At 71.1% G+C, this 24,525-nt stretch carries 23 protein-coding genes; 10 read left to right on the top strand and 13 right to left on the bottom strand.

Annotation, left to right across the window (positions count from 1 at the left end):
* Positions 1-5 precede the first annotated feature (5 nt).
* Genes QE428_RS08780 through QE428_RS08770 form a run of 3 tightly spaced genes read right to left on the bottom strand, consistent with a single transcriptional unit; the run spans position 6 to position 2,893 of the window.
* Positions 6-1,085 carry a DNA glycosylase AlkZ-like family protein gene (locus QE428_RS08780; RefSeq protein ID WP_307468200.1) on the bottom strand — a complete coding sequence of 360 codons (1,080 nt, stop codon included), beginning with the start codon at positions 1,083-1,085 and terminating at the stop codon, positions 6-8.
* 32 nt (positions 1,086-1,117) lie between these two features.
* On the bottom strand, positions 1,118-1,849 hold the full coding sequence (locus tag QE428_RS08775; RefSeq protein WP_307468198.1) for a sulfurtransferase: 732 nt from the start codon (positions 1,847-1,849) through the stop codon (positions 1,118-1,120).
* Positions 1,850-1,885: 36 nt separating this feature from the next.
* The gene (locus QE428_RS08770) at positions 1,886-2,893 is read right to left on the bottom strand and encodes an SDR family NAD(P)-dependent oxidoreductase (protein ID WP_091351966.1); all 1,008 of its coding nucleotides are present in this window, start codon (positions 2,891-2,893) and stop codon (positions 1,886-1,888) included.
* Positions 2,894-2,971: 78 nt separating this feature from the next.
* Between QE428_RS08770 and QE428_RS08765 the strand changes: the two genes are divergently transcribed.
* Positions 2,972-3,622: a TetR/AcrR family transcriptional regulator C-terminal domain-containing protein gene (locus QE428_RS08765; RefSeq protein WP_133398409.1), complete on the top strand. Its 651-nt coding sequence runs from the start codon at positions 2,972-2,974 to the stop codon at positions 3,620-3,622.
* Between the two features lie 21 nt (positions 3,623-3,643).
* Here QE428_RS08765 and QE428_RS08760 read toward each other — a convergent pair whose 3' ends face one another.
* Together QE428_RS08760 and QE428_RS08755 are read right to left on the bottom strand one after the other, a co-directional pair.
* On the bottom strand, positions 3,644-4,582 hold the full coding sequence (locus QE428_RS08760; protein WP_091351962.1) for an aldo/keto reductase: 939 nt from the start codon (positions 4,580-4,582) through the stop codon (positions 3,644-3,646).
* A gap of 49 nt (positions 4,583-4,631) precedes the next feature.
* On the bottom strand, positions 4,632-4,994 hold the full coding sequence (locus tag QE428_RS08755; protein WP_307468194.1) for a helix-turn-helix domain-containing protein: 363 nt from the start codon (positions 4,992-4,994) through the stop codon (positions 4,632-4,634).
* Positions 4,995-5,103: 109 nt separating this feature from the next.
* Between QE428_RS08755 and QE428_RS08750 the strand changes: the two genes are divergently transcribed.
* The 3 genes from QE428_RS08750 to QE428_RS08740 all read left to right on the top strand — a co-directional run bounded on the left by QE428_RS08750 (position 5,104) and on the right by QE428_RS08740 (position 7,965).
* The gene (locus QE428_RS08750; protein WP_307468190.1) at positions 5,104-5,964 is read left to right on the top strand and encodes an SDR family oxidoreductase; all 861 of its coding nucleotides are present in this window, start codon (positions 5,104-5,106) and stop codon (positions 5,962-5,964) included.
* A gap of 76 nt (positions 5,965-6,040) precedes the next feature.
* Entirely contained in the window at positions 6,041-7,081 is a 1,041-nt protein-coding gene (locus tag QE428_RS08745; protein WP_091351955.1) for an LLM class flavin-dependent oxidoreductase, read from the top strand.
* Between the two features lie 41 nt (positions 7,082-7,122).
* On the top strand, positions 7,123-7,965 hold the full coding sequence (locus tag QE428_RS08740; protein ID WP_091351953.1) for an alpha/beta fold hydrolase: 843 nt from the start codon (positions 7,123-7,125) through the stop codon (positions 7,963-7,965).
* Here the strand turns inward: QE428_RS08740 and QE428_RS08735 are convergent.
* From QE428_RS08735 to QE428_RS08715, 5 genes are read right to left on the bottom strand one after another with little or no spacing between them, the layout of a single operon-like run.
* Positions 7,932-8,777, bottom strand: coding sequence for a siderophore-interacting protein (locus tag QE428_RS08735; RefSeq protein WP_307468187.1), 846 nt, complete (start codon positions 8,775-8,777; stop codon positions 7,932-7,934). The two genes, QE428_RS08740 and QE428_RS08735, sit on opposite strands and share 34 nt — an antisense overlap.
* Entirely contained in the window at positions 8,774-9,589 is an 816-nt protein-coding gene (locus tag QE428_RS08730; protein ID WP_307468183.1) for an ABC transporter ATP-binding protein, read from the bottom strand. The genes QE428_RS08735 and QE428_RS08730 overlap by 4 nt, the downstream gene beginning before the upstream one ends.
* The gene (locus QE428_RS08725) at positions 9,582-10,628 is read right to left on the bottom strand and encodes an iron chelate uptake ABC transporter family permease subunit (protein WP_307468180.1); all 1,047 of its coding nucleotides are present in this window, start codon (positions 10,626-10,628) and stop codon (positions 9,582-9,584) included. The genes QE428_RS08730 and QE428_RS08725 overlap by 8 nt, the downstream gene beginning before the upstream one ends.
* Positions 10,628-11,632, bottom strand: coding sequence for an iron ABC transporter permease (locus tag QE428_RS08720; RefSeq protein WP_307468177.1), 1,005 nt, complete (start codon positions 11,630-11,632; stop codon positions 10,628-10,630). The genes QE428_RS08725 and QE428_RS08720 overlap by 1 nt, the downstream gene beginning before the upstream one ends.
* On the bottom strand, positions 11,629-12,546 hold the full coding sequence (locus tag QE428_RS08715) for an iron-siderophore ABC transporter substrate-binding protein (protein WP_307468173.1): 918 nt from the start codon (positions 12,544-12,546) through the stop codon (positions 11,629-11,631). Before QE428_RS08715 ends, QE428_RS08720 begins: the two co-directional genes overlap by 4 nt.
* Positions 12,547-12,660: 114 nt before the next feature.
* Between QE428_RS08715 and QE428_RS08710 the strand changes: the two genes are divergently transcribed.
* Positions 12,661-13,485: an HAD-IIA family hydrolase gene (locus QE428_RS08710; protein WP_307468170.1), complete on the top strand. Its 825-nt coding sequence runs from the start codon at positions 12,661-12,663 to the stop codon at positions 13,483-13,485.
* On the opposite strand, the gene QE428_RS08705 is transcribed toward QE428_RS08710, so the two are convergent.
* On the bottom strand, positions 13,486-13,983 hold the full coding sequence (locus QE428_RS08705; protein ID WP_307468169.1) for a DUF427 domain-containing protein: 498 nt from the start codon (positions 13,981-13,983) through the stop codon (positions 13,486-13,488). It abuts the gene before it with no gap.
* A gap of 73 nt (positions 13,984-14,056) precedes the next feature.
* Between QE428_RS08705 and QE428_RS08700 the strand changes: the two genes are divergently transcribed.
* A complete protein-coding gene (locus tag QE428_RS08700; RefSeq protein ID WP_307468166.1) occupies positions 14,057-14,680 on the top strand; it encodes a metalloregulator ArsR/SmtB family transcription factor in 624 nt (207 codons plus the stop codon).
* A 35-nt stretch (positions 14,681-14,715) separates the two neighbouring features.
* Here QE428_RS08700 and QE428_RS08695 read toward each other — a convergent pair whose 3' ends face one another.
* Positions 14,716-16,923 carry a serine hydrolase gene (locus tag QE428_RS08695; RefSeq protein WP_307468165.1) on the bottom strand — a complete coding sequence of 736 codons (2,208 nt, stop codon included), beginning with the start codon at positions 16,921-16,923 and terminating at the stop codon, positions 14,716-14,718.
* Between the two features lie 106 nt (positions 16,924-17,029).
* Between QE428_RS08695 and QE428_RS08690 the strand changes: the two genes are divergently transcribed.
* The 4 genes from QE428_RS08690 to cydC are packed head-to-tail and all read left to right on the top strand — an operon-like array spanning position 17,030 to position 22,820.
* Entirely contained in the window at positions 17,030-18,457 is a 1,428-nt protein-coding gene (locus tag QE428_RS08690) for a cytochrome ubiquinol oxidase subunit I (protein WP_307468160.1), read from the top strand.
* Between the two features lie 9 nt (positions 18,458-18,466).
* Positions 18,467-19,501: a cytochrome d ubiquinol oxidase subunit II gene (cydB, locus tag QE428_RS08685; protein WP_307468157.1), complete on the top strand. Its 1,035-nt coding sequence runs from the start codon at positions 18,467-18,469 to the stop codon at positions 19,499-19,501.
* Positions 19,502-19,521: 20 nt separating this feature from the next.
* The gene (gene cydD, locus QE428_RS08680) at positions 19,522-21,159 is read left to right on the top strand and encodes a thiol reductant ABC exporter subunit CydD (RefSeq protein ID WP_307468154.1); all 1,638 of its coding nucleotides are present in this window, start codon (positions 19,522-19,524) and stop codon (positions 21,157-21,159) included.
* Positions 21,156-22,820 carry a thiol reductant ABC exporter subunit CydC gene (cydC, locus tag QE428_RS08675; RefSeq protein WP_307468151.1) on the top strand — a complete coding sequence of 555 codons (1,665 nt, stop codon included), beginning with the start codon at positions 21,156-21,158 and terminating at the stop codon, positions 22,818-22,820. Before cydD ends, cydC begins: the two co-directional genes overlap by 4 nt.
* Before the next feature lie 3 nt (positions 22,821-22,823).
* Here cydC and QE428_RS08670 read toward each other — a convergent pair whose 3' ends face one another.
* Complete coding sequence (locus QE428_RS08670; RefSeq protein ID WP_307468148.1) at positions 22,824-24,362, bottom strand: SDR family oxidoreductase; 1,539 nt, start codon at positions 24,360-24,362, stop codon at positions 22,824-22,826.
* Positions 24,363-24,525 lie beyond the last annotated feature (163 nt).

Here is a 24,525-nt window from a genome sequence, read left to right as displayed (position 1 = left end):
CCGTCTCACTCCAGTCCGCGGACCGGGACCCCGAGCCATTCGCCGAGGTCCCGGATCTCGGCGTGCACCATCTCGCGTTCGTCCTCGTCGAGCGGGGCGAGCTCGTGGACCGCGGCGACCACGAGCGTCTCCTTCTTCTTGTCGAGCGCTGCGTCGAGGAGCGCGACGAAACGGTCGCCGACGAGGATCGGATGCGCGAAGTAGCCGTAGACCCGCTGATGCTTGGGCTTGAACTGCTCGAGGACGAAGGTGAAGTCGAACAGCTCGGTCAGGCGCGGCCGGTCGAAGAGCATCCGGTCGTACGGGTTGAGGATCGCCGCGCGCCCGCCCGGGTCGTCGTCCAGGGCCGCGATCGCCTCGGGGTCGACGCGCCAGCGCAACGAGCTCCCCTCCACCTCGGCTTCCTCGCCGGCCGTGCCGACGCCGGACCACGGCGACTTCTGCCGCGCGATGCCGAGGGCCTGCAGGCGCCGGCCCGCGAGTGCCTCCTCGGCGTCGGACGGGCTCATCGCGGCATCCGTCGCCCCGTAGACGCGCTCGGGCAGGTCCCACACCCGCTGCCGCCCGAGGCGACCACTGATCGCGACGTCGCCGAGGTACGACATGAGTTCCAGCATCCGCGGCACCTGGTTGGCGCCGTACCAGCCGCTCTCGTTCTTCGCCTGGACCGCGCTCGTGTCGGGGATCTCCGATGCCGGCAGGGGACCGTCGCGGTCGAGGCGGCGCAGGATCTCGGCGCGGAAGGCGGCATTCGCCTCGAGATAGGCCGCCGTCGCGGCGCTCAGGCGGCGGCTCGGCATGATCGCGCGCAGAGCGGGGAGGAGGGATGCCGGGCGGAAGTGCCCGTCGTACTCGAACAGCAGCCGATCGCCCTCGACGGCCTTCGACAGCTGGCCGGGCTCGTACGCCCACCCGATCCGCGACCAGCAGATCGACTGCTCGCTGGGGGCGATGACGGCGGTCGGGTCGATCTTGATCGCGGCGATCTGCTCCGCCACCTCGACGACGTCGCCGGGACGATCCGCGTCGAGCAGCTGCGCGCGCACCGCGATGCGGCGCGCCTCGTCCCTCGTGAGCCGGTGCATGGCACGAGGCTAGCGCCGACGTCCGACGCGGGTCAGCCCGTGGGCTGCAGCGACGCGTCGACGGTGCGACGCTCGTCGAAGACGAAGCAGTCGCCCTCGAATCCGTCGGCGCCGACGTGCTCGAAGTAGCCGAGGATGCCGCCCTCGAGCTGACGCGCGTCGATTCCGTCCTCGCGGAGGACGAGCGCGGCCTTCTCGCACCGGATGCCGCCGGTGCAGAAGCTGACGACGGTCTTGCCGACGAGCTCGTCCCGGTGCGCGGCGGCGGCCTCGGGGAACTCGGTGAACTTATCGATCCGCCAGTCGAGGGCGCCCGAGAATGTGCCGTGGTCGACTTCGAACGCGTTGCGGGTGTCCAGCAGCACGACCTCGCGCCCGTCGTCGTCGACGCCGGCCTCGAGCCAGCGGTGGAGCGTCGTCGGGTCGACGGCCGGAGCCCGGCCGGCGTCAGGACGGATCGTGGGGCGATCCATCCGGATGATCTCGCGCTTGTGTTTGACGAGCATCTTGCGGAACGGCTGCTCGTCCGACCAGCTCTCCTTCGTCGTGAGCGACGCGAAGCGCCCGTCTGTGCGCAGCTCGTCCACGAACCCGCGCACATCCTCGGCAGGTCCCGCCAGGAAAAGGTTGATGCCCTCCTCCGCGAGGAGGATCGTGCCGCGGAGTCCGCGCGCCTCCGCCCGCTCGTACAACACAGGACGCAGCGACGCGGGGTCCGCGATGTGCGTGAAGAGGTAGGCGGAGATGTTCAGGACGGATGCCACCCCACCAGCGTAGAGGCGGGGCGGCATCCGCTCGGATCATTGCGCCGACCACCCGCCGTCACTGGCCAGCACCACGCCGTTGATGTTGACGCCGTCGTCCGAGAGCAGGAACGTGATCGATGCGGCGAGCTGCTCCGGGGTGGCGACGCCGGGCATCGTGCCGTGGAACGCACCGAGGCGCTGCTGGCCGTACTCCGAGACGTTCGGGGGGAAGGGGATGCCGGTGGCCACCCCGCCGGGGGCGACGGCGTTGACGCGCAGACCCTTCGGCCCGTACATGACGGCCGCGCTCTTGGTGAGCCCGACGACGGCGTGCTTGCTGGTCGTGTAGGCGTTGCCCGAGGCGCTGCCGCGGAGGGCGGCCTCGCTGGCGACATTGACGATCGAGCCGGCGCCGGCCTTCAGCATCGCGGGGAGAACCGCGCGGGTCAGCTTGAACGGGCCGGTGACGTTGACGGCGATGACGCGGTCCCACATGGCATCGGATGTCTCCCCGAGCGGCGAGAAGTCGTCGTTGATGCCGGCGACGTTGGCGAGCGCGTCGATCCGCTCTCCGGCCGCGGCGACGATGGCGTCGATGGATTCCTGGGTCGTGACGTCGCCGGCCACGGTGACGATGTCGGCATCCGGCATCGATGCGGCGAACTCGGCGAGGCGGTCTGCGGAGATGTCGGTGGCGATCACCCGGGCGCCTTCTCGGGCGAGACGGCCGGCGGTGGCCCGACCGATGCCGGATGCCGCGCCGGTCACGATCACGGTCCTACCGGCGAAACGGCCGGCCGAGGTCGGCTCGGCCCCAACGATCGATTCGCTCTGGGGGATGACACCGCCGTTCGCCTGTCGCACGAGGTCGTCGACGGCTGCCTGGGGCATGGCGCCCTGACTGAGGACGACGAGCTGTTGCAGCGGGAGTCCCCGCACGGGCGCGAGGGACTCCGCGGTTCCGCCCCCGGCGGCGATCAGCCCGCGCAGGAGCGGACCGCCTACGTCGCTGTCGAGCCAGTCGCCGATGCTCGTGGCGGCAGTGAGAACCTCGTCGGTCATGGTCGTCCCTTCGTCTGAGCGGGTTATTCCCGCCCGGGAAATGATACTCTCGGCGGCGCCACCGCAAAAGGGAGTCTCATGACCGGAACGACCCGTCGCGGTCGCGGCACGCGAGCAGGGCTCGACCGAGAGCGCATCCTGAACGCGGCACGGGACCTCGACCCGGCGACCCTCACGATGCAGCAGGTCGCCGACGCCCTCGGCGTCGACCGGAAGGCACTCAACCATCACGTGACGGACCGCGAGAGCCTCCTCGAGATGCTCGCGGTGGATGCCTTCCGTCGCCGGTTCTCGTCGTCGGAGCTCGATCTCGGCTCGACCTGGCAGGATGCGTGCCGCGGCTACGCGGGAGCACTGTCCTCGAGCCTGATGGACATCGGCGCCTGGGTCGACCATCTTCCGTTCACGACGCCGGACGACCTCGCCATCATCGACCCCGCCGAGGAGCTGGCTGCCCGGCTGCGCGCGGCGGGCTTCGGCCTCGAGACGACGAGCCGCGGCATGCACCTGCTGATGAGCATCTGCCAGGGCTTCGCGCGCGAGGTCGTGACCGCCGGCTACTCCGCGCAGGATCCGCAGGTCGCGCATCTCCGAGACGCGCTCGACGCGTCGACCGGGGGCTACCCCGTTCTGCGCGAACTCATCGACGCCGCTGTCGACAACCACGGCGAAGCGCAGTTCCGGTTCGACGTGGACGCGTTCATCGCCGGCATGGAACGCCTGCTCTGACCGCGCCCACGTGCGTCGGAGTCAGCCGACGAACGGAGCGGACGCCGCATCGAGGGCGGAGACCTCGTCGGCGGCGAGGTCGATCGTCGCGCCGGCGATGAGCGCGTCCACCTGGTCGACGCGCGACGCCGACGCGATGGGGACGGTGCCCTTCGCGCGCAGCCAGGCGAGGGCGACGGATGCCGGGGCCACGTCGTGCGCCGCGGCGACGTCATCGAGCACCGAGAGCACCGCGAGTCCTTCCGGGGTCGCGTAGGCCGCCGCCGATCCGGCACGGGGAGAGGTCTGACCCGACGCGTCGGTGGAGCGGTACTTGCCGGTGAGGAACCCGCTGGCCAGGGCCGAGTACGGGACGACCGTGAGGCCGAGCTCCTCCGCAGCGGGCTTGACGGCCCGCTCGATGGCGCGGTCGACGAGGTTGTACCGGGGCTGGGTGACGATCGGCTCCGCGACACCCTGCTCGCGGGCCAGGCGCACCCACTCCCGGGTGTTCTCGGCGGAGAAGTTCGAGATCGCCGGGTAGCGGATGAGGCCGTCGGAGACGAGCGCGCCGAACGCGGCGACGGTCTCTGCCAGCGGAGTCGCGTCGTCTTCGGCGTGCGCGTAGTAGACGTCGATCGTGTCGACGCCGAGGCGCTTCAGCGAGGCCTCGGCACCGGCCCGCACGGTGCCGGCCGACAGACCGGGGAACTCGGGGTGCTTCGACACCTTCGTCGCCACGACGACGTCCGACGGCCGCCGCGAAGCGAGCCACTCGCCGAGGATCGTCTCGCTCTCGCCGCCGGAGTTGCCCGGCGCCCATGCGCTGTAGACGTCCGCCGAGTCGATGAAGTCGCCGCCGGCGGCGGTGAACGCATCGAGGACGGCGAAGGAGGTGTCGCGGTCCGCGGTCCAGCCGAAGACGTTGCCGCCGAAAGACAGGGGGAACACGGTCAGGTCACTCGTACCGAGAGCAGTCATGGTCTCGATCCTGACACGGACACGGATGCTGCGGGCCGGGGGGAGCGGGTCAGCGCGCGACGATCTCTTCGGCGTTCGCCTGGATCCAGCTCATCAGCGGCATGACCCGTTCCATCAGTTCGACACCGCGCGGCGTGAGGGAGTATTCGACCCGCGGCGGAACCTCGGGGTACGACGTCCGTTCGACGATGCCGTCGGCGGCGAGGGTGCGGAGAGTGGTGGCGAGCATCTTCTCGCTGATGCCGTCGACGCTGCGTCGCAACTCACCCCAACGGCGGGTGCCGTCCGTCAGCGCCAGCAGCACGAGGACGCCCCACTTGCTCATGACGTGGTCGAGGACAGTTCGCGATGGACACGCCTCGCTGAAGATTCCCGGCGACTCGCGTTGCATCTGCTCGAAACTGACCGACATGACAGCAACTTACCTGAAAGTGGGTACCCCCGGCGAGGAATGCATAGACGGGTCGGCGTGGTTCGGTCCGGTGTCGCGCACTTCGCTCGATCACCCGAAAGGACTCGCCATGACCATTCTCGTCACCGCCGCCAGCGGACAGCTCGGCCACCTCGTCGTCGACGCGCTCCTCGCCCGCGGCGCCTCGCCCGACAGCATCGTCGCCGGTGCACGCACCGTGGCGAAGGCCGCAGATCTGGCCGACAAGGGCGTGCGTGTCGTGCCGCTCGACTACACCGCACCGGAATCGATCGCCGCCGCCCTCGACGGCGTCGACAGCGTTCTGCTGATCTCGGGATCTGAGCCGGGCAGCCGCGTGGCGGGGCACGTCAACGTGATCGACGCGGCCGTCCGCGCCGGAGTGACGAAGCTCGTCTACACGAGCGTTTCGCACGCCGACACCGCCGACCTCGTCCTCGCCCCCGACCACAAGGCGACCGAAGAGGCCATCGCGGCCAGCGGCATCCCCGCCGTCCTGCTCCGCAACAACTGGTACATCGAGAACTACGCCGGCGACCTCGCCGGCGCCGCTCAGACCGGCGTGTTCTCGGCGGCCGTCGGCGACGCCGCCGTGGCTGCCGCCGCGCGCGTCGACTACGCCGAGGCGGCCGCGGTCGTCCTGCTCGAGGACGGCCACATCGGCCGGACCTACGAGCTCGCAGGCCCTCGCGCGACGTACGCCGACATCGCCGCGGCGATGGGCGAGGTCCTCGGGCGCGAGGTCGTCTACGCTCCCGCGACACCCGAAGAGCTGGCGGCCCGCCTGGCATCGTTCGGCCTCGACGAGGGCACGGTCGGGTTCGTCGTGGCCCTCGACGCCGGCATCGCGAGCGGCGCGCTCGACGCCACCGAGACCGATCTGACCGACCTCATCGGCCGTCCCACCACGTCGTGGGTCGACGCCCTGCGCGTGCTCGTCCCCGCGAACTGACGGCCCCCGCAGCGTCTCCGGCCGCGGCATCCATATTCAACGGAATGGATGCCGCGGCCGCTGCGTTGTTCCGGGTATGCAGAGCTTCGGAACGCTGTCCTTCGGCCACTACGGCCCCCTCGGCGGGGGTCGCGAACTCACCGCCGGCGAGTCGCTGACGCAGGCAATCGACCTCGCTCAGGGCATGGACGAGCTCGGGGTGAACGGCGCCTACTTCCGCGTGCACCACTTCGCCCGGCAGCAGGCCTCCCCCATGCCGCTGCTCGCCGCGATCGCCGCGCGGACCTCGCACATCGAGGTCGGGACCGGCGTCATCGACATGCGCTACGAGAACCCGCTGTACCTCGCCGAAGAGGCGGCGGCGCTGGACCTCATCAGCGACGGGCGGCTCGCCCTGGGCGTGAGCCGTGGCTCACCCGAGAGCGTCGTCCGCGGCTACGAGACGTTCGGCTACACCGGGTCCCAGGACCCCCGCGGCGCCGACCTCGCCCGCGAGCACTTCGACCTGTTCCTGCGCGCGATCGACGGCGAGGGTCTCGCCGAGAGCGACCCGCACAGCCCGTTCGGCGGCGGACAGGGGCTGCAGCGCATCGAGCCGCACTCCCCCGGGCTGCGCTCGCGGGTGTGGTGGGGCGCGGGCAACCGCGACTCGGCCGAGTGGGCGGGCCGGATGGGGGTCAACCTCATGTCCTCGACACTCCTCACGTCCGCGGACGGGCGTCCGTTCGACATCCTGCAGGCAGAGCAGATCGACGCCTTCCGCACCTCGTGGCGCGAGGCCGGTCACGCCGGTACGCCGCGGGTCTCGGTGAGCCGCAGCATCTTCCCGATCACCACGGCGGAAGATGCCATGTACTTCGGCGGACGCTCCGACGGCGACCAGATCGGCATAATCGACGGGATGCGCTCGACGTTCGGCAAGACCTACGCGGGCACGCCCGATGAACTCGTCGAGCAGCTGCAGCACGACGCCGCGGTGCGGGAAGCCGACACCCTCATGCTGACCATCCCGAGCCAGCTGGGCGTCGCGTTCAACCTGCGCCTCGTGGAGTCGTTCGCACGCTACGTCGCCCCGTCGCTGGGCTGGGTGCCGACCAACGCGGTCGCCACCGCCTGAGGCCGAACCCCGGGCGGGACCGCGTCGGCTAGCGTGACCCCGTGACGATCACCCGGCGACGCATCACCCGCGGCGACGTCGACCTGTCCGTCCTCGACGCGGGCGGAGCCGGGCCCCTCCTCGTCCTTCTTCACGGCCTGGCCGGAAGCGCGGCCGAAATGGTCGCGACGGCCGAGGCGCTCACGGACTCCTTCCGTATCGTCGCCCTGGACCAGCGCGGGCACGGACGGAGCACCCGGCGACCGGGGGATCTCTCGCGCCGCGCCTTCGTCGAGGATGTCGTCGCGGTGATCGACCTGTTCTCACCACGGGACCCGGCGACGCTCGTCGGCCAGTCGATGGGCGCGCACACCGCGTTCCTGACCGCTGCGACCCACCCCGATCTCGTCGCGGACATCGTCATGCTCGAAGGTCACGCGGAAGGAGGACGCCCGGGCGAGGCCGCGGCACTCGGCAGCTTCTTCGCGTCGTGGCCGACGCCGTTCGCGGACCCCGCCGCGGCGCTCGCGTTCCTCGGCGACTCGCCCCTCTCCCGCGCCTGGATCGCCGACTTCGAGGAAACGCCCGCAGGCCTGTCGCCGCGATTCGACGCGGATGTCATGGCGGCCGTCCTGGAAGACGTGCATCGACCTCAGTGGACGGCGTGGGAGAGCCTCACCGTGCCGACGCTCGTCGTCTTCGGGAAGGACGGCATGTTCACCGCGGCGCAGCGCGACGAGTTGATCGCCCGCCGTCCGCAGACGCGTCGCGCCGACCTCTCACAGGGGAGCCACGACGCTCACCTCGACGCGACCGGCGAGTGGGTCGCGACCCTTCGCCGCCACCTCACCGGCGAGCGCTCCGGAGCGGTTCAGCCGATGAGCGGACCGCCCTCGCGCCAGTAGCCGAGAAACGACACCCGATCCTTCGGCACGTCGAGTCGCCCGGTGAGCAGGCGCCGGAGCGAGGTGACCGTGCCGGACTCCCCCGCCAGCCAGACGTAGACCTCGTCCCGCGGCAGACCCGCCGTGGCACTCGCCCACGCCGCGACAGCGCGCTCGAGTCCGCCTGCATCCTCCCGATCGATGCGTCGCACGCGGTGCGGCGCGACGACGTGCGGTGACAGCAGGTCGTCGCCGGGGGCCGCGGCATCCACCAGCACATCGGCGACGACGCCGTCGGGCAGCGCCGACAGGATGTTGCGCGCCGCGGGGTACGCGGTCTCGTCGGCGACCAGCAGCACACGACGCGCGGAACCGGGATGCCAGTGCACGCCGTACCCCGTCCAGCCCACGCGGCGGTCGGGTCCGGTCACGACGAGGCGGTCACCGGGACGAGCCGACGCCGCCCAGGCGGAGGCCGGACCCGCGGGGGTGTGCAGGTACACGTCGACGTCGATCTCGGCGACGTCCGCCCGGATGGCTGCCGGCGTGTAGGTGCGGAGGACGTTCCGATCTGACTCGTCGAGCTCCTTCCACCGGGTGTACCAGTCCGAGGGATGCGGCGTCGGCTCCTCGAGCAGGCCGAAGTCCGCGAGCCCTCCGCCCGGGAGCGGCAGCACGAGCTTGATCCGCTGGTCGAGACCCCACTCCGCGAAGTTCCGCAGCGCGTCGCCTCGCAGCGTGATCCGGATGAACCGCATGCTCAGCCTCACGGTCGCGGCGACCTCCACCTCGAAGGCGCTGTACGCCCAGGGGCGTTCGAGGACTGCGGTCATGGTCGGACCTCCGTGGTGTGGGGCGCCCGGAGCGGGACGACGAGCGGCCCTCCCGTGACGGGATCGGGGATGACGGTGTTGGCGAGGCCGAAGACGGCCGACACGTTCTCGCTCGTCACCACCTCGGCCGGTGGACCCTCCGCTATGACCCGTCCGTCGCGCATGGCGACGACGGTCGTCGCATAACGGGCCGCCTGATTGAGATCGTGCAGCACAGCGACGATCGTCCGTCCCAGCTCGTGGAGCGCCGCGAGGAGCTCGAGCAGCTCGACCTGATGAGCGACATCGAGATACGTGGTCGGTTCGTCGAGGAGGAGCACCTCGGTCTGCTGGGCGAGGACCATTGCGATCCATACCCGCTGGCGCTGGCCGCCCGACAAGGCGTCGACGGGGCGGTCCGCCAGCTGGGTCGTCCCCGTCGCGACGAGGGCGTCGACGACGGCCGCCTCGTCCGCCGGCGACCAGGGTCGCAGCATCCCCCGATGCGGGTATCGGCCCCGCGAGACGAGGTCGCGCACCGTGATCCCCTCGGGAGCGACGGCGGTCTGCGGCAGCAACCCCACCCGTCGCGCGAGTGTCTTGGCGGGAATCCGGGCGATCGACCGACCGTCGAGGACGACCTGCCCCTCCTCTGGTGCGAGCAGGCGCGCGAGGCCCCGCAGGAGCGTCGACTTGCCGCACGCGTTCGGGCCGATGATGACGGTGAACGAGCCGGGTTCGATCTGCAGGGAGAGCTGCTCGACGACAGGGGTGTCGGCGTAGGCGAACGAGGCCCGGTCGACGGCGAGGGAGGCGGGAAGGCGATCAGGCACGACGACGGATCTCCAGGACGATGACGGACAGAAGGTAGAGGCCGCCGACCGAGACGGTGACGACGCCGACCGGGAGGGGCATCGGCAACGCATGCTGCGCGACGAGGTCGGAGGCGAGGAGCACGACTGCTCCGAGGAGCGCGGACAGCCCCAGCGGCAGCGACGGTGTGCGCGCGAGGCGGCGGGCGATCTGCGGGGCCGCGAGCGCGACGAAGGCGACGGGACCGGCGACGGTCGTGGCAGCCGAGACGAGGCCCACACCCAGCAGCAGAGCCACGGCCCGCACGACGTGTGGACGGGCGCCCGTAGCGGACGCGAGGTCGTCGCCGAGCTCGAGCTGCCGCATCCGCGGAACGAGGCAGAACGCCCCCACCACGATCGGAAGGGCGGCCACGAGCGCCCCCGCGACGGGACCCGCTGCGACCCCGTTGAGCGACCCCGCGCCCCAGGCCGACGCGAACATCGCGGTCTCGAGCTCGACCTGCAGCAGCAACCACGTGTTCATCGATGCGAGCATCGCCGAGACCCCGATACCGACCACGATGATGCGGAAGCCCTGCAGACCTTCTCGCGAGGCCAGCACCTGGATCGCGATGGCCGTCAGGAGTCCGCCGACGAGCGAGCCGGCGACGAGGGCCTGCCAGCTCGCCGAGACGAGCACGAGGGTGAGCAGCATGCCGCTGAACGCGCCGCTCGAGAGCCCCAGGATGTCGGGGCTCGCGAGCGGGTTGCGGGTGACGGTCTGGAAGAGCGCGCCTGCGATACCCAGGAGCGCCCCCACCCCGACCGCCGCGATCACGCGCGTCAGCCGCCAATCGACGACCACGGTGTGTTCGATCCCTTCGCCTCCGCCCGCCAGGATCGTCGGGATCCGCTCGAGCGGCACGGGGAAGTCCCCGAGGATCAGCCCGAGCGTCGTCAGCGCGACGAGCACGACGGATGCCGCGGCTCCCACCGCGAGCACGCGGCGCCGCCCTGCGGCGGTGGGCCGAACCGGTCGCATCACCCGGCCTGAGCGGTCCATGGTGGTCGCCACCATCACAGGGCCCTCGCCGTCCGTCGACGCGCGAGCGCGATGAGGAGCGGCGCGCCGACGAAGGCGACGACGATCCCGACCGGAACCTCGGCAGGGGCGATGACGACGCGGCCGAGGACATCGGCACCGAGCACGAGGATGGGCCCGGCGAGAAGCGACATCGGCAGAACCGCCCGCTGGTCGGGCCCCACGATCCACCGCACGGCGTGCGGGATCATGAGGCCGACGAACGAGATCGGCCCGGCGATCGCCGTGGCAGCTCCCGCGAGCAGGGTGACGGCCACGATCACCCCGACCCGGATGCGGCCGACGTCCACTCCCTGGGCGCGCGCGACGTCGTCACCGAGCGCCATCGCGTTGAGTCCGGGGGCGAGGACGAGCGCGAGGAGCGCCCCCGCGGCGGCGAAAGGCGCGATGGCTGCGAGGTCCTCCAGGCCCGCACCGAGCAGGGAGCCTGCGTTCCACCCGCGCATCCGGTCGAAGGCATCGGGGTCGGTCAACGTGATCGCCGTCGTAATCCCCGAGAGGACGGCGCCGAGCGCGACGCCCGCGAGGACCAGGCGCACGGCCCCGCCCGTGCCGCTCGCACCGATCACGTAGACCGCCATCGTCACCAGCAGCGCGCCGGCGAACGCCGGCCAGACGATCTCCCCCGCACCGGACAGACCGAACAGCGATACGCCGAGAGCGACGGCGAACGCCGCCCCCGCGCCGACCCCGAGGAGCCCCGGGTCGGCGAGGGGGTTGCGCGTGAACGCCTGCATCAGCGCTCCGGCCGCCCCGAGCGCCGCGCCGGCCACGAGCCCGACGACGGTGCGCGGCACCCGCAGGTCCCAGACGACGAACGCCGTCTCGCTCGTGCCCCGGCCGGCGAGCGCATCGATCACCGCCGACGGAGCGAGCGGGTTGGCGCCGAGCGCGAGCGAGGCGATGACGGCCACGGCGAGGATCAGCGCGACGGCACCGACTCCGAGGATGCTGCGCCCCGGACGTGCGGCAGCGGTCACCGGTTCGCGGAGAGGTACCGCTCGATGTCGCCGAGGACGGCGGCAGCACCCTTCGGGCCGACTCCGGACACCCAGGTGCTCGTGTCGACCAGCGTGGCGTCGGGGAATGCGGTCGCGACGGCGGTGGGGATCGCGGAACGGTCGGCGACGTCGGCCGCCGTGACGAACACGTGGTCGGCCTTCGCGGATGCGATGTTCTCGGGCGACAGGTCCGCCTGCAGGCCGTCCTCCCACTCCTGGTCGGGGATGCTGAAGCCCACGCACTGGAGCAGGCTGCCGGCGAACGACACCGGGCCGTACAGGCTCAGCGTGGTCTCGTCGCGGGGCCGGATGAGCTGCACCGTCTGACCGGCGACGTCGTACTCGTCGCGGATGCGGGCGCACTCGTCGTCGACGCCGGTGAGGAGCTCGGCGACCTCGTCCTCGCGCCCCAGCGCCTCGCCGATGAGCGACGCGTTCTCGCGCCAGGGATCGGCCTGCGAGGCGATGAAGACGGTCGGCGCGATGGCGGTCAGCTGCTCGAAGAGCTCCGAGTGCCGGGACTCGGTGCCGAGGATCAGATCGGGCTTCAGCGCCGCGATCGCCTCGAGATCCGGCTCGGGGACGGTTCCGACGGGGGCGACGTCCTCCGCACCGAGGTACGCGGGGATCGAGGTCACATTGCCTGCGACGGCGGCACCGACCGGGGTGATGCCGACCGCCACCGCGGTGTCGAGCTCCAGGGGCTCGAGCGTCACGACACGGGCGGGCTCCTCGGGTACGTCCGTCGCGCCGCGGGCGTGCTCGACGGACCGCGTTCCAGAGGCCGCCGAGGCCCCGGCGGGCTCGGGCGCGGTGGCGGCGGTGCAGCCCGCCAGGGCGAGCGCGATCATGCCGGCGGCGGAGGCGAGGACCAGTCGTGAACGAGGGGACATGTCGGGATGAGCCTTTCCTTGGAGCTAAGTAAGGTTAGCCTAACCACAAGAGCGTCGCGGGTTGGACCACCCGGCCCGCCGCGCGAGTCAGGGTCGCGGGCGTAGTGTGGACGCATGCGGACCCGCGCGGACATCGAGTGCTGGCTCACCGACATGGACGGTGTCCTCGTCCACGAGAACACGCCGATCCCCGGCGCTGCGGAGCTCCTCGAGCAATGGCGCGACGACGGCACCCCGTTCCTCGTCCTCACCAACAACTCGATCTTCACGCCGCGCGACCTCAGCGCGAGGCTCCGCGCGTCGGGGCTCGTGGTGCCCGAGGAGTCGATCTGGACGTCGGCGATGGCCACCGCGGACTTCCTCGCCTCGCAGAAGCCGGGCGGCACGGCCTTCGTCATCGGCGAAGCCGGCCTCACGACCGCACTGCACGAGGCCGGTTTCATCATGACCGAGACGAGCCCCGACTACGTCGTCGTCGGCGAGACGCGGAACTACTCGTTCGAGGCCATCACCAAGGCGATCAGGTTCATCGGCGCCGGGTCGCGCTTCATCGCCACGAACCCCGACGCCACCGGTCCCTCCATGCAGGGCGTCCTGCCCGCGACCGGAGCGATCTCCGCGCTCATCACGAAGGCGACGGGCAAGGAGCCCTATGTCGTCGGCAAGCCCAACCCCATGATGTTCCGATCGGCGCTCAACCGCATCGGCGCCCATTCCGAGAACACCGGGATGATCGGCGACCGCATGGACACCGACGTCGTCGCGGGCATCGAGGCAGGGCTCCACACCGTGCTGGTGCTCACCGGCATCAGCGACGCCGCGGAGATCGAGCGCTACCCGTTCCGACCCGACGAGATCCTGAGCTCCGTCGCCGACCTCGTCCGCGAGGATCCCCTCGAGAGCGACTCGCCGGACGTGCAGCCCTCGCTCGGGCTCTGATCACCACCCCATCGAACCCGGAGCACCCTTGAACGGCCCGGCCACCTGAGATGTGATCCACCCGCCGTAGAACCGACCCGGTTGCGGGGTGACGACCTCGCCCGCGACCGTGCACTCGTCCATCTCCTGCGCGTAGACCGCCACGCGGTCGGCGAGCTCCTCGTAACCCGGCTCGGGGCTCGGGTAGTTCCACGCCGCGCCGGGCACAAGGCGTCCGCCGCCGTGGACGTCGAGGTACCGCGCGGCGCCCTTGAACTCGCAGAACGATGCTCCCTGCGCCCGAGTCAGTGCGCCGGGCACGAAGTCCGCGATGGGCAGGTAGTAGACCGGTGGGTGGCTCGTCTCGAGGACCCGCAGGGCCCCGGTCGTCGAGGCGATGCGCTCTCCGCCGAGGGTGATCGTCACGGTGCCCGGGACGGGTTCGACGCGAGGGGGCCGGGGATAGTCCCAGACGCTCTCCTGCCCCGGTCCGACCGGGTCGGGTGTGGGATGCCGCATGTCCTCCAGATTAAGGGCGGAATCCCACTCAGGGGGCGCCCCCGCAGGCCGAGCATCCCGCGATAATGGATCCATGACGGCCCGGCGCCCGACGGCCTACAACGCCATCTCCACGTCCTCGCGAGTGGAGATCCTCCACTTGCTGCAGACGACCCCGCAGCAGACCGTCGGCGAGCTCGTGAAGGCGACGAAGCTCCACCCCAATACGGTTCGCGAACACCTGCAGCGCCTCATCGAACGCGGATTCGTCGCGACCGAGATCGAGAAGCGGACCGTCCGGGGCCGTCCGCGCGTCCTTTACCGCGCGGTCGACGGGGTGCGCGTGTCGAGTCCCGAGCATCGGCGCAAGGTGCAGGCCGCCGTCGAACGGGGCGACCTCATGCGTCGCGTCATGCCGGATACGGCCGGATCGCTCACCGGAGAAGAGCAGCACCAACTCGACGCCCTCGTCGAACAGCTCCTGGACGGCGGGTTCGACCCGGAGATCGACGAGGACGGCCTCACGATCGACCTCACGCCCTGCGTGCACGCCGCCGACCAGGCCGACAACCGCGAGACGCTCTGCGATGTGCACCTGGGGCTGATGCAGGGTGCTCTCAGCGAGGCAGGCGGGCCGCTCGCCGTCGACGGGATGCGCTCGTCGTGCGATCCGCAGCAGTGCGTCATCCAGCTGCTCCGTCGTCGCCCCGAGGCCTGATGCCGACGCCCGGCTGACGCCGCAGCCCGCGGGAGTCAGTAACGCAGGTTGGTGCGGACGTGGTGGTAGTACAGCCACGCGTAACCGCCCCGCCAGTGCACCTTGTACCAGTGGCGTCGGGAGTCCGACACCTGCAGAGGCGTTCCCGACGGGATGGTGCCGGCGATGGCGCCCCCGGCGGAGCTGCGGTACCACGGGGTGTTCCGCACGGTGCGCACGTGAAGGTCGGAGTGGGTCACGGCCGCTCCGAACGACCCGTTGAAGTGCGAGTACACGGTTCGCGCGATGTCCCGGATGCCGGCCTTCGACGCTCCGGGGGCGCCGATGACGGTGACCACGAACCGACTCGACGAGCTGCGGACCACGGCCGAGTCCGCCTGCAGCAACCCACCCGACACCCACAACGATCCGGGCTTGGACGCCTGGTACGCAGAGGCCGGCAGCCCGTTCGGCAGTCGCGAGCGGAAGAGCTGAGTGTGCATCAGGTTGAGCATGTGCCGGGTGTGCGTGGCATTCAGCAGACGCCCCTCCTCCAGCCGCTTGAGCAGATTCGTGAGGTCGTCGGAGGTCGTGCGGTTTCCGGCGTACAGCACGTCCTGCCCGCGCAGGACCTGCCCGTATGCGGTCCGGGAGTACCCTGCGGCCGCGATCTCCCTGTTCAACTGCGACAGGCCGATCCAGTGAACGAGGTCGGTGTGGCAGGAGTTGTCGGACATCCAGATCATCTCGCGCAGGCACTCACCCACTGTGAGACCCGACCCGAGCCGCGTGGACAGCGAACCCGCACCCCGCTCGATCCGCTTGTACGTTCCCCACGCGGCGAAGAGCTTCATCATGCTGGCGGGCTCGCGGCGCGTCGCGCCGCCCATGCTCACGGTCTCGCCGAGACCGCCGACCTCGCGAACGGTCGCCGTGTACGACGAGGAGGAGTTCCGGTTCAGCGCGGACTGCAGCGAGGAGCGCAGCTTGTCCTGCCGGGTGGTGCGCACGGCGGTGCACCCCTTGCCCGTTTCGACCTCGGCGCGCAGTTGCGCCGTCGGACCGACGACGAGGACTTTGTCGCCCCGTCGCTGGAGCACCGCGGCGGAGGCATCCGACAAGCAGCGCTCGCCGCTGAAGTAAAGCGGCTGCCCCGTCGTGGCCGCGAGTGCGGTCGCGGCGGGTGAGCCGAACCCGGTCGCCTCGGCAGAGGCGGTGACCACCCCGCGGGTCGTCGTCGAGGGGTATTCGGCGGTCGCGGAGTCGGCGATGCCGGCGCGGTCGGCGCCGGCGAGCCTCGCAACGGTGAACCCCTCGCTGCGCAACGCGTTGCCGTAGGACGTGGGGAGCCCCGACGTCCCGTTCATGAAGACGATCTGCCGTGCACCGACGGCGCGCAGCGTGGCGAGTGCGCCGGGCGACGGCGGCCGCGCACCTTCGACCACGAGGAATCCGCTACCGGTGGCCGCGGCAGTCGCGGCCGCCACCGGTGCCGCAGCGAGCTGGCGCACGTCGACGAGGTAGACGGTCTCCGCGGTGGGGGTGGCCGCGACGAGTGCCTTCTGCGACAGCGACATGGTCGTCCCCGCGTCGACGCGCACCGAGGTGCGCCCGGCCGAGAGCCGGGTCACGACGGCATCCGAGACGGCAGCGCGCGAGCCCATCACGACGATCCGATCCGGCGCGAGACGAGTGATCTCCGACGCCGTCGCGGCGGGGACCGACCCGGTGTCCACGAGCAGCATCGGTCCACCGACCGAGCCCGCGACGTAGGCCGCGAGCTGCTGATCGGCAGCGCGCTGGGACGAGACGATGACGACCGTGCGCGCACCCCGGGGGTAGACCGCTTTGCTGATCCCGGCGGCGAGCGTGTACCGGGTGCTGCCGGTGAGCCGTACCGACGACGGGAGGACAGGGGTCGTCGCTTCTCCCAGTGCGGCGGCTGCTGCGGCCGAGGAATCGCGGGCGGCCGGAGGGGCGGGAGCCGGGCTGGGCGACGGCGACGGGCTCGGCGACGGCGAGGGCGAGGGTTCCGGCGTGGGCGCCGGCGTGGGCGTGGGCGTGGGCGTGGGCGTCGGGGTCGGCGACGGCTCGGTCGTCGCCGTCGACGAAGGGGATGCCGTCGGGGTCGGCGAAGGCTCGGGCACCGCACCTGCCACGGCAGGACCGGCCGTCAAGACGAGCACCGCGGTCACCCAGACCGCAGTGAAGGCTGTCGTCCGCCGCAGCATCGCGGGAACACGGGAACTGTCACCGCGAGTCATGTGGTCCACCGTAGGCGGAGGGGGCGGTGTTTTGCACGGCCCGATCCGATTCGGCGGTGAACCGTGCGTCGTACGGTCGGACCATACCCGTGGAAGGACCAAGCCCGTGGACTTTCTGGACCCGCTCATCCTGGCTCGCCTGCAGTTCGGACTGACGACGCTCTACCACTACCTGTTCGTGCCGTTGACGCTCGGCATGGCACTCACCGTCGCGATCTTCCAGACGATCTGGCACCGCACCGGCGACGTGAAGTGGCTGCACCTCACCCGCCTGTTCGGCAAGATCTTCCTCATCAACTTCGCGATGGGCGTGGTCACCGGCATCGTGCAGGAGTTCCAGTTCGGCATGAACTGGTCGGACTACTCCCGCTTCGTCGGCGACGTATTCGGCGCTCCGCTCGCCTTCGAAGGGCTCATGGCCTTCTTCTTCGAGGCGACCTTCATCGGACTGTGGATCTTCGGGTGGGACAAGCTGCCCCGCCGCATCCACCTGCTCACCATCTGGGCCACCGCGTTCGGGTCGATCCTGTCGGCCTACTTCATCCTCACCGCCAACGCGTTCATGCAGAACCCGATCGGCTACCAGCTGAATCCCGAGACCGGCCGGGCGGAACTGAAGAACTTCTTCGAGCTCCTCACCAATCCGGTGGCGCTCGCCGCCTTCCCGCACACGATCTTCTCGGCGTTCATGTTCGCCGCCGCCGTCATCATCGCCGTCGCCGCGTGGCACCTCCGCCGCGGCCAGCACGTCGAGACGATGCGGCCTGCACTCCGCTACGGCATGTGGTTCATGATCATCTCCTTCGCCGGCACCGCGGTCAGCGGCGACCAGCTGGGACTCGTCATGGTCGAGACCCAGCCCATGAAGATGGCCGCCGCCGAGGCGCTGTGGAACACCGCCTGCGGCGCCGACGCATCCTTCTCGATCTTCTCCATCGGCACCCCGGACGGCACCGCCGAGGTCTGGTCGCTCCGCGTCCCGTACCTGCTCTCGTTCCTCTCCACGCACACGCTCGACGGCTGCGTCGAGGGCCTCAACAACCTGCAGTCCGAGTACACCGCGCAGTACGGCGCCGGCATCGACTACATGCCCGAGATCTGGGTCACCTACTGGTCGTTCCGCTGGATGATGGGCTTCGGCGGCATCGCCACCCTCATCTCGGTCGCCGGCCTCTGGGTCACCCGCAGGAAGGCGACGCGTCCCGTCGCCGGGTGGATGTGGCGCGTCGCCATCTGGTCCGCACCGCTCCCGCTGTTCGGCAGCCTCGTCGGCTGGATCTTCACCGAGATGGGCCGGCAGCCCTGGATCGTCTTCGGCCTCATGCACACCTCCGACGGCGTCTCACCCAACGTCCCCGCCTGGACCGTGCTCATCTCCCTGATCGCCTTCACCGCGATCTACGCGACGCTCGCCGTCGTCGAGTTCCGCCTCATCCTGAAAGCCGCGCAGAAGGGCCCGGATCCCCTGCCCGGTCCCGATGACCCCGACCCTCGGGACCTGCCGGTCGATCAGACCCCCTCGACGGTCTACTAGGAGCACGCCATGGATCTCGCCTACCTCTGGTTCTTCATCGTCGGGGTGTTCTTCGTCGGCTACTTCGTGCTCGACGGCTTCGACTTCGGCGTCGGGATGAGCCTGCCGTTCCTCGGTCGCGACGAGGTGTCGCGCCGCCAGGTCATCAACACGATCGGTCCCGTGTGGGACCTCAACGAGACCTGGGTCATCGTCGCCGGCGCCTGCCTGTTCGCCGCCTTCCCGGAGTGGTACGCCACGCTCTTCAGCGGGTTCTATCTGCCGCTGCTGCTCATCCTGCTCGCCCTCATCCTGCGCGGGGTCTCGTTCGAGTACCGCCACCAGCGCGACGGACACGCCTGGAAACGCGGCTTCGACCGGATGATCGTGATCGGTTCTGTGGTTCCCGCCCTCCTGTGGGGCGTCGCGTTCGGCAACATCGTGCGGGGCGTCCCGATCGACGCCGACAAGAACGTCACCGGCACCCTCCTCGATCTGCTGAACCCGTACGCGCTCTGCGTCGGGATCACGACGCTCCTCCTGTTCTTCCTCCACGGCGTGTACTTCGTCGGGCTGAAGGCCGACGGTCAGGTGAAAGAAGACGCCCACCGTCTCGCCCGCCGTGCCGCCCTGCCGACGATCGTCTTCGCGGCGGCGACCGTCGTCTGGACGACGCTCATCTCGATGGAGCGCGACGCTCCCCTGGTGTCTGCGGTCATCGCGTGCGGCGTCATCGCCGCGCTCGCTCTGCTCGCCTCGGCCGTCGCGAACGTCCGCCACCGCGACGGGTGGGCCTTCGCCCTGGGAGCGGCGACCATCGTCACCGCGGTCCTGATGCTCTGGTTCGCCCTCTTCCCCTACGTCATGCCCTCCTCGACCGACCCGGCGAACTCGCTGACGATCGAGAACGCGTCGAGCACCGACTACACGCTGACGGTCATGACCTGGGCGGCGGTCATCTTCCTGCCCGGAATCCTCGCCTACCAGGCCTGGACCTACTGGGTGTTCCGCAAGCGCATCACGCGGGTGCAGATCGAGAAAGCGGATGCCGCGGCCGCTCACTGAGCACGCGGGAGGAACGCGCCATGCCAGATGAGGCCACGCCGAGGCAGCCACCGGTCGACCCGCGGCTGTGGCGGTACGCGACGGCATCCCGCTCGTTCTTCGTCGCCATCGCGCTGCTGTCACTCCTGCAGACGGCGGCGATCATCGGCTTCGCCTTCTTCACGACCCGCGCGATCGTGGATGCGATCGCCGGGGCCGATATCGCGGGGACCCTCGTCGCCCTGGCCGGTGTGGTGCTCGCCCGGTCCGTCCTGTCGCTCCTGCGCGAGCGGGTCGCGGCCCGGGCGTCCGCCCGGGTCGAGTCACAACTGAGGGAGGCGGTGCTCGACGGCGTCGCCCGGCTGGGCCCGGGTTGGACCGCGACGCGCAGCACGTCGCACCTCGCGCTCGTCGCGGGTCGGGGACTCGACGCGCTCGAACCGTACGTCGGCCGGTACCTGCCGCAGCTCGTGCAGACCGTGATCGCGACGCCGATCATCGTCGCGGTGATGTGGTCCGCCGATGCGATCTCGGGGCTCACGGTGCTCCTCACCCTCCCCCTCATCCCGATCTTCATGATCCTCATCGGCCTCGCGACGCGCTCCGTGCAGCGACGGCAGTGGGACACCCTCACCCGGCTCGCGACACGGTTCTCCGACACCGTCCAGGGGCTGTCGACGCTCACGGTGTTCGGCCGTCAGCGTCGCGCTGCCGACGCGATCGAGCGGGTCACCGACGACTACCGCCGCGAGACGATGACGGTGCTGCGCGTGTCGTTCCTCTCGGGTTTCGCGCTGGAGTTCCTCGCCTCGATCTCGGTCGCGATCGTCGCAGTTGCCATCGGGTTCCGTCTGATCGACGGCTCGCTGACGTTGAGCGTGGGCCTGTTCGTCCTCCTCCTCGCGCCCGACGCCTTCCTGCCCCTGCGGCAGGTCGGCGTGCAGTTCCACGCCTCGAGCGAGGGTGTCGCGGCGACGCGGGACGTCTTCGCCGTGCTCGACGAGGCGGCCGCGGCATCCGCTGCTCCTGCGCCGGGAGCCGCGCCGACCAGGCCGGATCACACGCTGCGAGTGCTGGACGTGCGCGTACGCGACCTGCCGCCCGTGACCCTGGACGCGCGCTCGGGAGAGATCGTGCTGATCGAGGGGCCGAGTGGGGCCGGCAAATCGAGTCTCGTGCAGGCACTCCTCGGGTTCGCGCCCACGACGGGTCGCATCGAGTTCGACGACGCCCCGGTCGCCTCCCTGGCACCGTCGTCGTGGCTCGGGTGGGCGGGCCAGCGCGCGGGTCTGGCCGCCGGCACCATCGCGCAGAACATCCGCCTCGGCGACGACGACATGCCCGCCGAAACGGTTCGCGAGGCCCTCGGGCTCGTGGGTCTCGGCGACCTCGATCCCGACCGGATGCTCGGGGTCGAGGGGGCGGGACTGTCAGGAGGTCAGGCCCAGCGCGTCGCCGTCGCCCGAGCGCTCGCCCGCCACCTGCGCGGCCACGCTCCCGTGCTCGCGCTCGACGAGCCGTCTGCCGCTCTCGACGCCGCCGCCGAGAGCCATCTGTGGCGCTCGCTGCGTCAGGTGGCGGATGCCGGGGCGCTGATCCTCCTGGTCTCGCACCGCGAGAGCGCCCGGGCCATCGCCGACCGCGTCGTGCGCCTGAGCGCGGCGGAGGTGGCCGCGTGACGACCACGAGCGAGGTGCTGCGCGACGCGATTCCGACACCGCGGCGGTTCTGGCGGGCGCTCGCGTCGGGGTTCCTGTCCGAAGCATCGGCCGTGGCGCTCCTCGCGGTGAGCGCGTGGCTGATCGTCCGCGCCTCGGAACAGCCGCTCGTCATGCACGTCACGCTGGCGGTCGTGGGCGTTCGCGCCTTCGCCCTCTCGCGGGCCTTCTTCCGCTACACCGAGCGCCTGTCGAGTCACGACGCCGTCCTCCGACAGCTCGCCCGAACGCGTACCGGCCTCGTGCGACGGCTGCTCCCGCACGCCCCCGCCGGTCTCACCTCGTCCTCCCGCGGTGACGCCTCCGCCGCGCTCGTCGACGACGTCGACGACCTGCAGGATCTGCCTCTCCGCGTGATCCTGCCGCTCGTGTCGTCCGCCACCGTGGCGGCGGGATCGGTCATCCTCGTCGCCCTCGTATGGTGGCCGGCCGCCCTCACGCTGCTGGGGTGCCTCGTCGGCGCCGCGTTCGCGGCGCTGGCGTGGGGCTGGGCGGCGGGCGCCCGTGCCGAGCGGTCGATCGCCCCTCTGCGCGCCCGGCTCCGCGACGTCGTCCTCGACCACCTCTCCCGCCTCGACGTGCTCGTCGCCTTCGGCGCGGAAGACGCCTCGCGCGCCGCGGTCCGGAAGGCGGATGCCGCCCTCCGCCGCGCCGTCCTGCGCCGGGCGGGCGCCCAGGCGGGCACGGCGGCGCTCGTCTCGCTCGCCGCGGGCGGCGCGACGGTCGCCGCCCTCCTCGTCGCCGCTCCCGCCGCGGGGGGCGGCGGCCTCTCCGGCCCGGCGCTCGGCGTGGCGGTTCTCGTCCCGATGGCGGTGTTCGAGGTGTTCACGGCCGTTCCGCTCGCCGCATCCGCATGGCGGCGCGTGCGGGCCGCGGCATCCCGTGTCGCGAAGGTCGTCCCGGCGACGGTGCCCGCCGAGATCCCGGCACAGGGAACGTCGACGGGCGAGGCCCCGTCGCTGGGCGACGGGCTCCGGCTGCGCGGCGTCGACGTCCGCTGGCCGGGCGCGACCGAGGTCGCGCTCACGGGCGTCGACCTCGACGTCCGCCCCGGCGAGCGCCTCCACATCGTCGGCGCGAGCGGCGCCGGCAAGTCGACGCTCGCCCACGCCCTCGTGAGATTCCTGGCCGTCAGCGGCGAGTACTCGATCGGCGGAAGGCCGGTGGACGAGATCGCGCCCGACGACCTGCGCCTGACCGTGGGACTGTGCGAGCAGCATCCGATGCTCTTCGACGAGGACATCCGGCAGAACCTCCTCTTCGCGCGCGACACCGCGACCGACGCGGAGCTCGAGGCCGCGCTGGGGCGAGTCGGGCTCGGCGACTGGCTCCGCGCGCGTGGCGGACTCGATGCCCGGGTCGGCGAGCGCGGCGCCCTCGTGTCGGGCGGTCAAGCCCAGCGCATCTCGCTCGCGCGGGCGCTTCTGCGCGGGTTCCCCGTCCTGATCCTGGACGAGCCGACCGCGGGGGTGGACCCTGAGGCGGCCGATGCGCTCCTCACCGATCTGCTGGAAGCCGTCGACGGGTCGCACGCGGTCGTGCTCATCTCGCACGCCGCGGTCCCGGCATCCCTCGTCGACCGCACGGTGCGGGTCGCCGGCGGACGGCTGACGAACCCCTGAGCCTCAGCCTGTCGGGGCCTCGCGCTCCGCCGCCGCGGCGATGCGGTTCGCCATGCCCGCGAAGATGAACCCGTGGAAGGGGAGGACGGCGAACCAGTAGAGCCGGCCGGCGAGCCCGGTCGGGAAGAAAACGGCCCGCTGGTCGTATCGCGAGCCCGAGCCGTCGGGCGTCGCCCGCAGCTCGAGCCAGGCGAGTCCCGGCACCTTCATCTCGGCGCGGAGCCTGAGCAGATGCCCCTCCTCGACGGCTTCGACCCGCCAGAAGTCGATCGCGTCCCCCGCAGCGACCTTGCCGCGGCTGCGACGGCCGCGCTGCAGGCCGACACCGCCCACGAGGCGATCCATCCAGCCGCGAACGGCCCAGAGGAACGGTGACGAGTACCAGCCGTTCTCCCCGCCGATCCCGACGATGACGCGCCACAGCTGCTCGGGGCTGGCCGACGTCGTCGCGGACTGCTCGTCCGTGAAGACGAGCCGGCCCGCCCACTCGGGATCGCTCGGCAGCGGGTCGCTGGGAACCGACGAGACCTCCGCGTCCTGCCAGCTGGTCTCCACGGCGTCCGCTTCGACCTTGCGAAGAGCCAGCCGCACCGACTCGCGATACGGCGTGAGTCCGCCCTCGGGGCGCGGCAGCAGGTCGTCGACGTCGTGGTCGTCCATGATGCACTCGTTCTGCAGCGATGCGATGAGCGGACGGGCGATCGAGCGCGGCACCGGCGTCACGAGGTTCACCCAGTGCGAGGCGAGACCGGGGGTCAGCACGGGCAGGGCCGCGATCGCCCGCTGGCGGAGCCCGGCCTCGACGGCGTACCCGTTCATCATCTGCCCGTAGCGCAGCACGTCCGGACCGCCGATGTCGACCGCCCGGTTGACCTCCGGATCCACGTGGGCCGCGGCGAGCAGATAGTGCAGCACGTCGCGGACGGCGATCGGCTGGATGCGGTTGCGCACCCACTTCGGCGCCGGCATGTACGGCAGCACGTCGGTCAGGTGACGGACCATCTCGAACGAGGCCGAACCCGACCCGATGACGACACCGGCCTGCAGGACGAGGGTCGGCGCACCGCTGTGTAGCAGCGTCTCGCCCACCTCGACCCGCGAGCGCAGGTGGGGGCTCAGCTCGACGCCGTCCGGGTGCAGACCCCCGAGGTACACGATCCGTCGAACGGATGCCTCTGCCGCCGCATCGGCGACGGTCTCGGCCGCGCGCAGATCCTTCGTCTCGAAGTCGTCGCCGCCACCCATCGAATGGACGAGGTAGTACAGCACGTCGGCATCGTCGACCGCCCGGGTCACGGCATCCGCGTCTTCGGCAGCGCCCTCGACGACCTCGACATCACCGCCCCACACGAAAGCCGCGAGTCGCGCCGGCGTGCGGACGAGGACCCGCACGCGGTATCCCGCCGACAGCAGCCGCGGGACGAGCCGCCCGCCGAGGTATCCGGTAGCACCGAGGACGAGTGCACGAGGCGCGGACCCGTCCGGTCGGGGCTGCGCGACGAGGGCCGGTTCACGGCCGGTGGGGGCGGAGAGCTCGCTCATGTCGCCACGATAGACCGGTCTGGTGAGGGGCCGGCCCCCGCTCAGCGGGCTGCGTTTGTCAAGAGACACGCAGCCGGATGCACGGGGACGATCCGATACGTACCGTGGAGAGATGGCCAGGTCATCCCGCCCCTCGGTACCCCCGTCCTCCGAAGCACTGACC

Origin of the sequence: Microbacterium sp. SORGH_AS_0505, from assembly GCF_030818715.1 — a bacterium.
Classification (GTDB): domain Bacteria; phylum Actinomycetota; class Actinomycetes; order Actinomycetales; family Microbacteriaceae; genus Microbacterium.
Note: the sequence above shows the minus strand (reverse complement) of the source record. Positions and strands in the feature narration are given on the sequence as shown.

What these genes read in the sequence shown, in the direction of transcription:
- QE428_RS08780 (WP_307468200.1), bottom strand. Translation starts at nt 1,085, where the DNA reads ATGCACCGGCTCACGAGGGACGAGGCGCGCCGCATCGCGGTGCGCGCG.
- QE428_RS08770 (WP_091351966.1), bottom strand. Translation starts at nt 2,893, where the DNA reads ATGACCGACGAGGTTCTCACTGCCGCCACGAGCATCGGCGACTGGCTC.
- QE428_RS08765 (WP_133398409.1), top strand. Translation starts at nt 2,972, where the DNA reads ATGACCGGAACGACCCGTCGCGGTCGCGGCACGCGAGCAGGGCTCGAC.
- QE428_RS08760 (WP_091351962.1), bottom strand. Translation starts at nt 4,582, where the DNA reads ATGACTGCTCTCGGTACGAGTGACCTGACCGTGTTCCCCCTGTCTTTC.
- QE428_RS08755 (WP_307468194.1), bottom strand. Translation starts at nt 4,994, where the DNA reads ATGTCGGTCAGTTTCGAGCAGATGCAACGCGAGTCGCCGGGAATCTTC.
- QE428_RS08750 (WP_307468190.1), top strand. Translation starts at nt 5,104, where the DNA reads ATGACCATTCTCGTCACCGCCGCCAGCGGACAGCTCGGCCACCTCGTC.
- QE428_RS08745 (WP_091351955.1), top strand. Translation starts at nt 6,041, where the DNA reads ATGCAGAGCTTCGGAACGCTGTCCTTCGGCCACTACGGCCCCCTCGGC.
- QE428_RS08735 (WP_307468187.1), bottom strand. Translation starts at nt 8,777, where the DNA reads ATGACCGCAGTCCTCGAACGCCCCTGGGCGTACAGCGCCTTCGAGGTG.
- QE428_RS08725 (WP_307468180.1), bottom strand. Translation starts at nt 10,628, where the DNA reads ATGGTGGCGACCACCATGGACCGCTCAGGCCGGGTGATGCGACCGGTT.
- QE428_RS08715 (WP_307468173.1), bottom strand. Translation starts at nt 12,546, where the DNA reads ATGTCCCCTCGTTCACGACTGGTCCTCGCCTCCGCCGCCGGCATGATC.
- QE428_RS08710 (WP_307468170.1), top strand. Translation starts at nt 12,661, where the DNA reads ATGCGGACCCGCGCGGACATCGAGTGCTGGCTCACCGACATGGACGGT.
- QE428_RS08705 (WP_307468169.1), bottom strand. Translation starts at nt 13,983, where the DNA reads ATGCGGCATCCCACACCCGACCCGGTCGGACCGGGGCAGGAGAGCGTC.
- QE428_RS08700 (WP_307468166.1), top strand. Translation starts at nt 14,057, where the DNA reads ATGACGGCCCGGCGCCCGACGGCCTACAACGCCATCTCCACGTCCTCG.
- QE428_RS08695 (WP_307468165.1), bottom strand. Translation starts at nt 16,923, where the DNA reads ATGACTCGCGGTGACAGTTCCCGTGTTCCCGCGATGCTGCGGCGGACG.
- cydB (WP_307468157.1), top strand. Translation starts at nt 18,467, where the DNA reads ATGGATCTCGCCTACCTCTGGTTCTTCATCGTCGGGGTGTTCTTCGTC.
- cydD (WP_307468154.1), top strand. Translation starts at nt 19,522, where the DNA reads ATGCCAGATGAGGCCACGCCGAGGCAGCCACCGGTCGACCCGCGGCTG.
- QE428_RS08670 (WP_307468148.1), bottom strand. Translation starts at nt 24,362, where the DNA reads ATGAGCGAGCTCTCCGCCCCCACCGGCCGTGAACCGGCCCTCGTCGCG.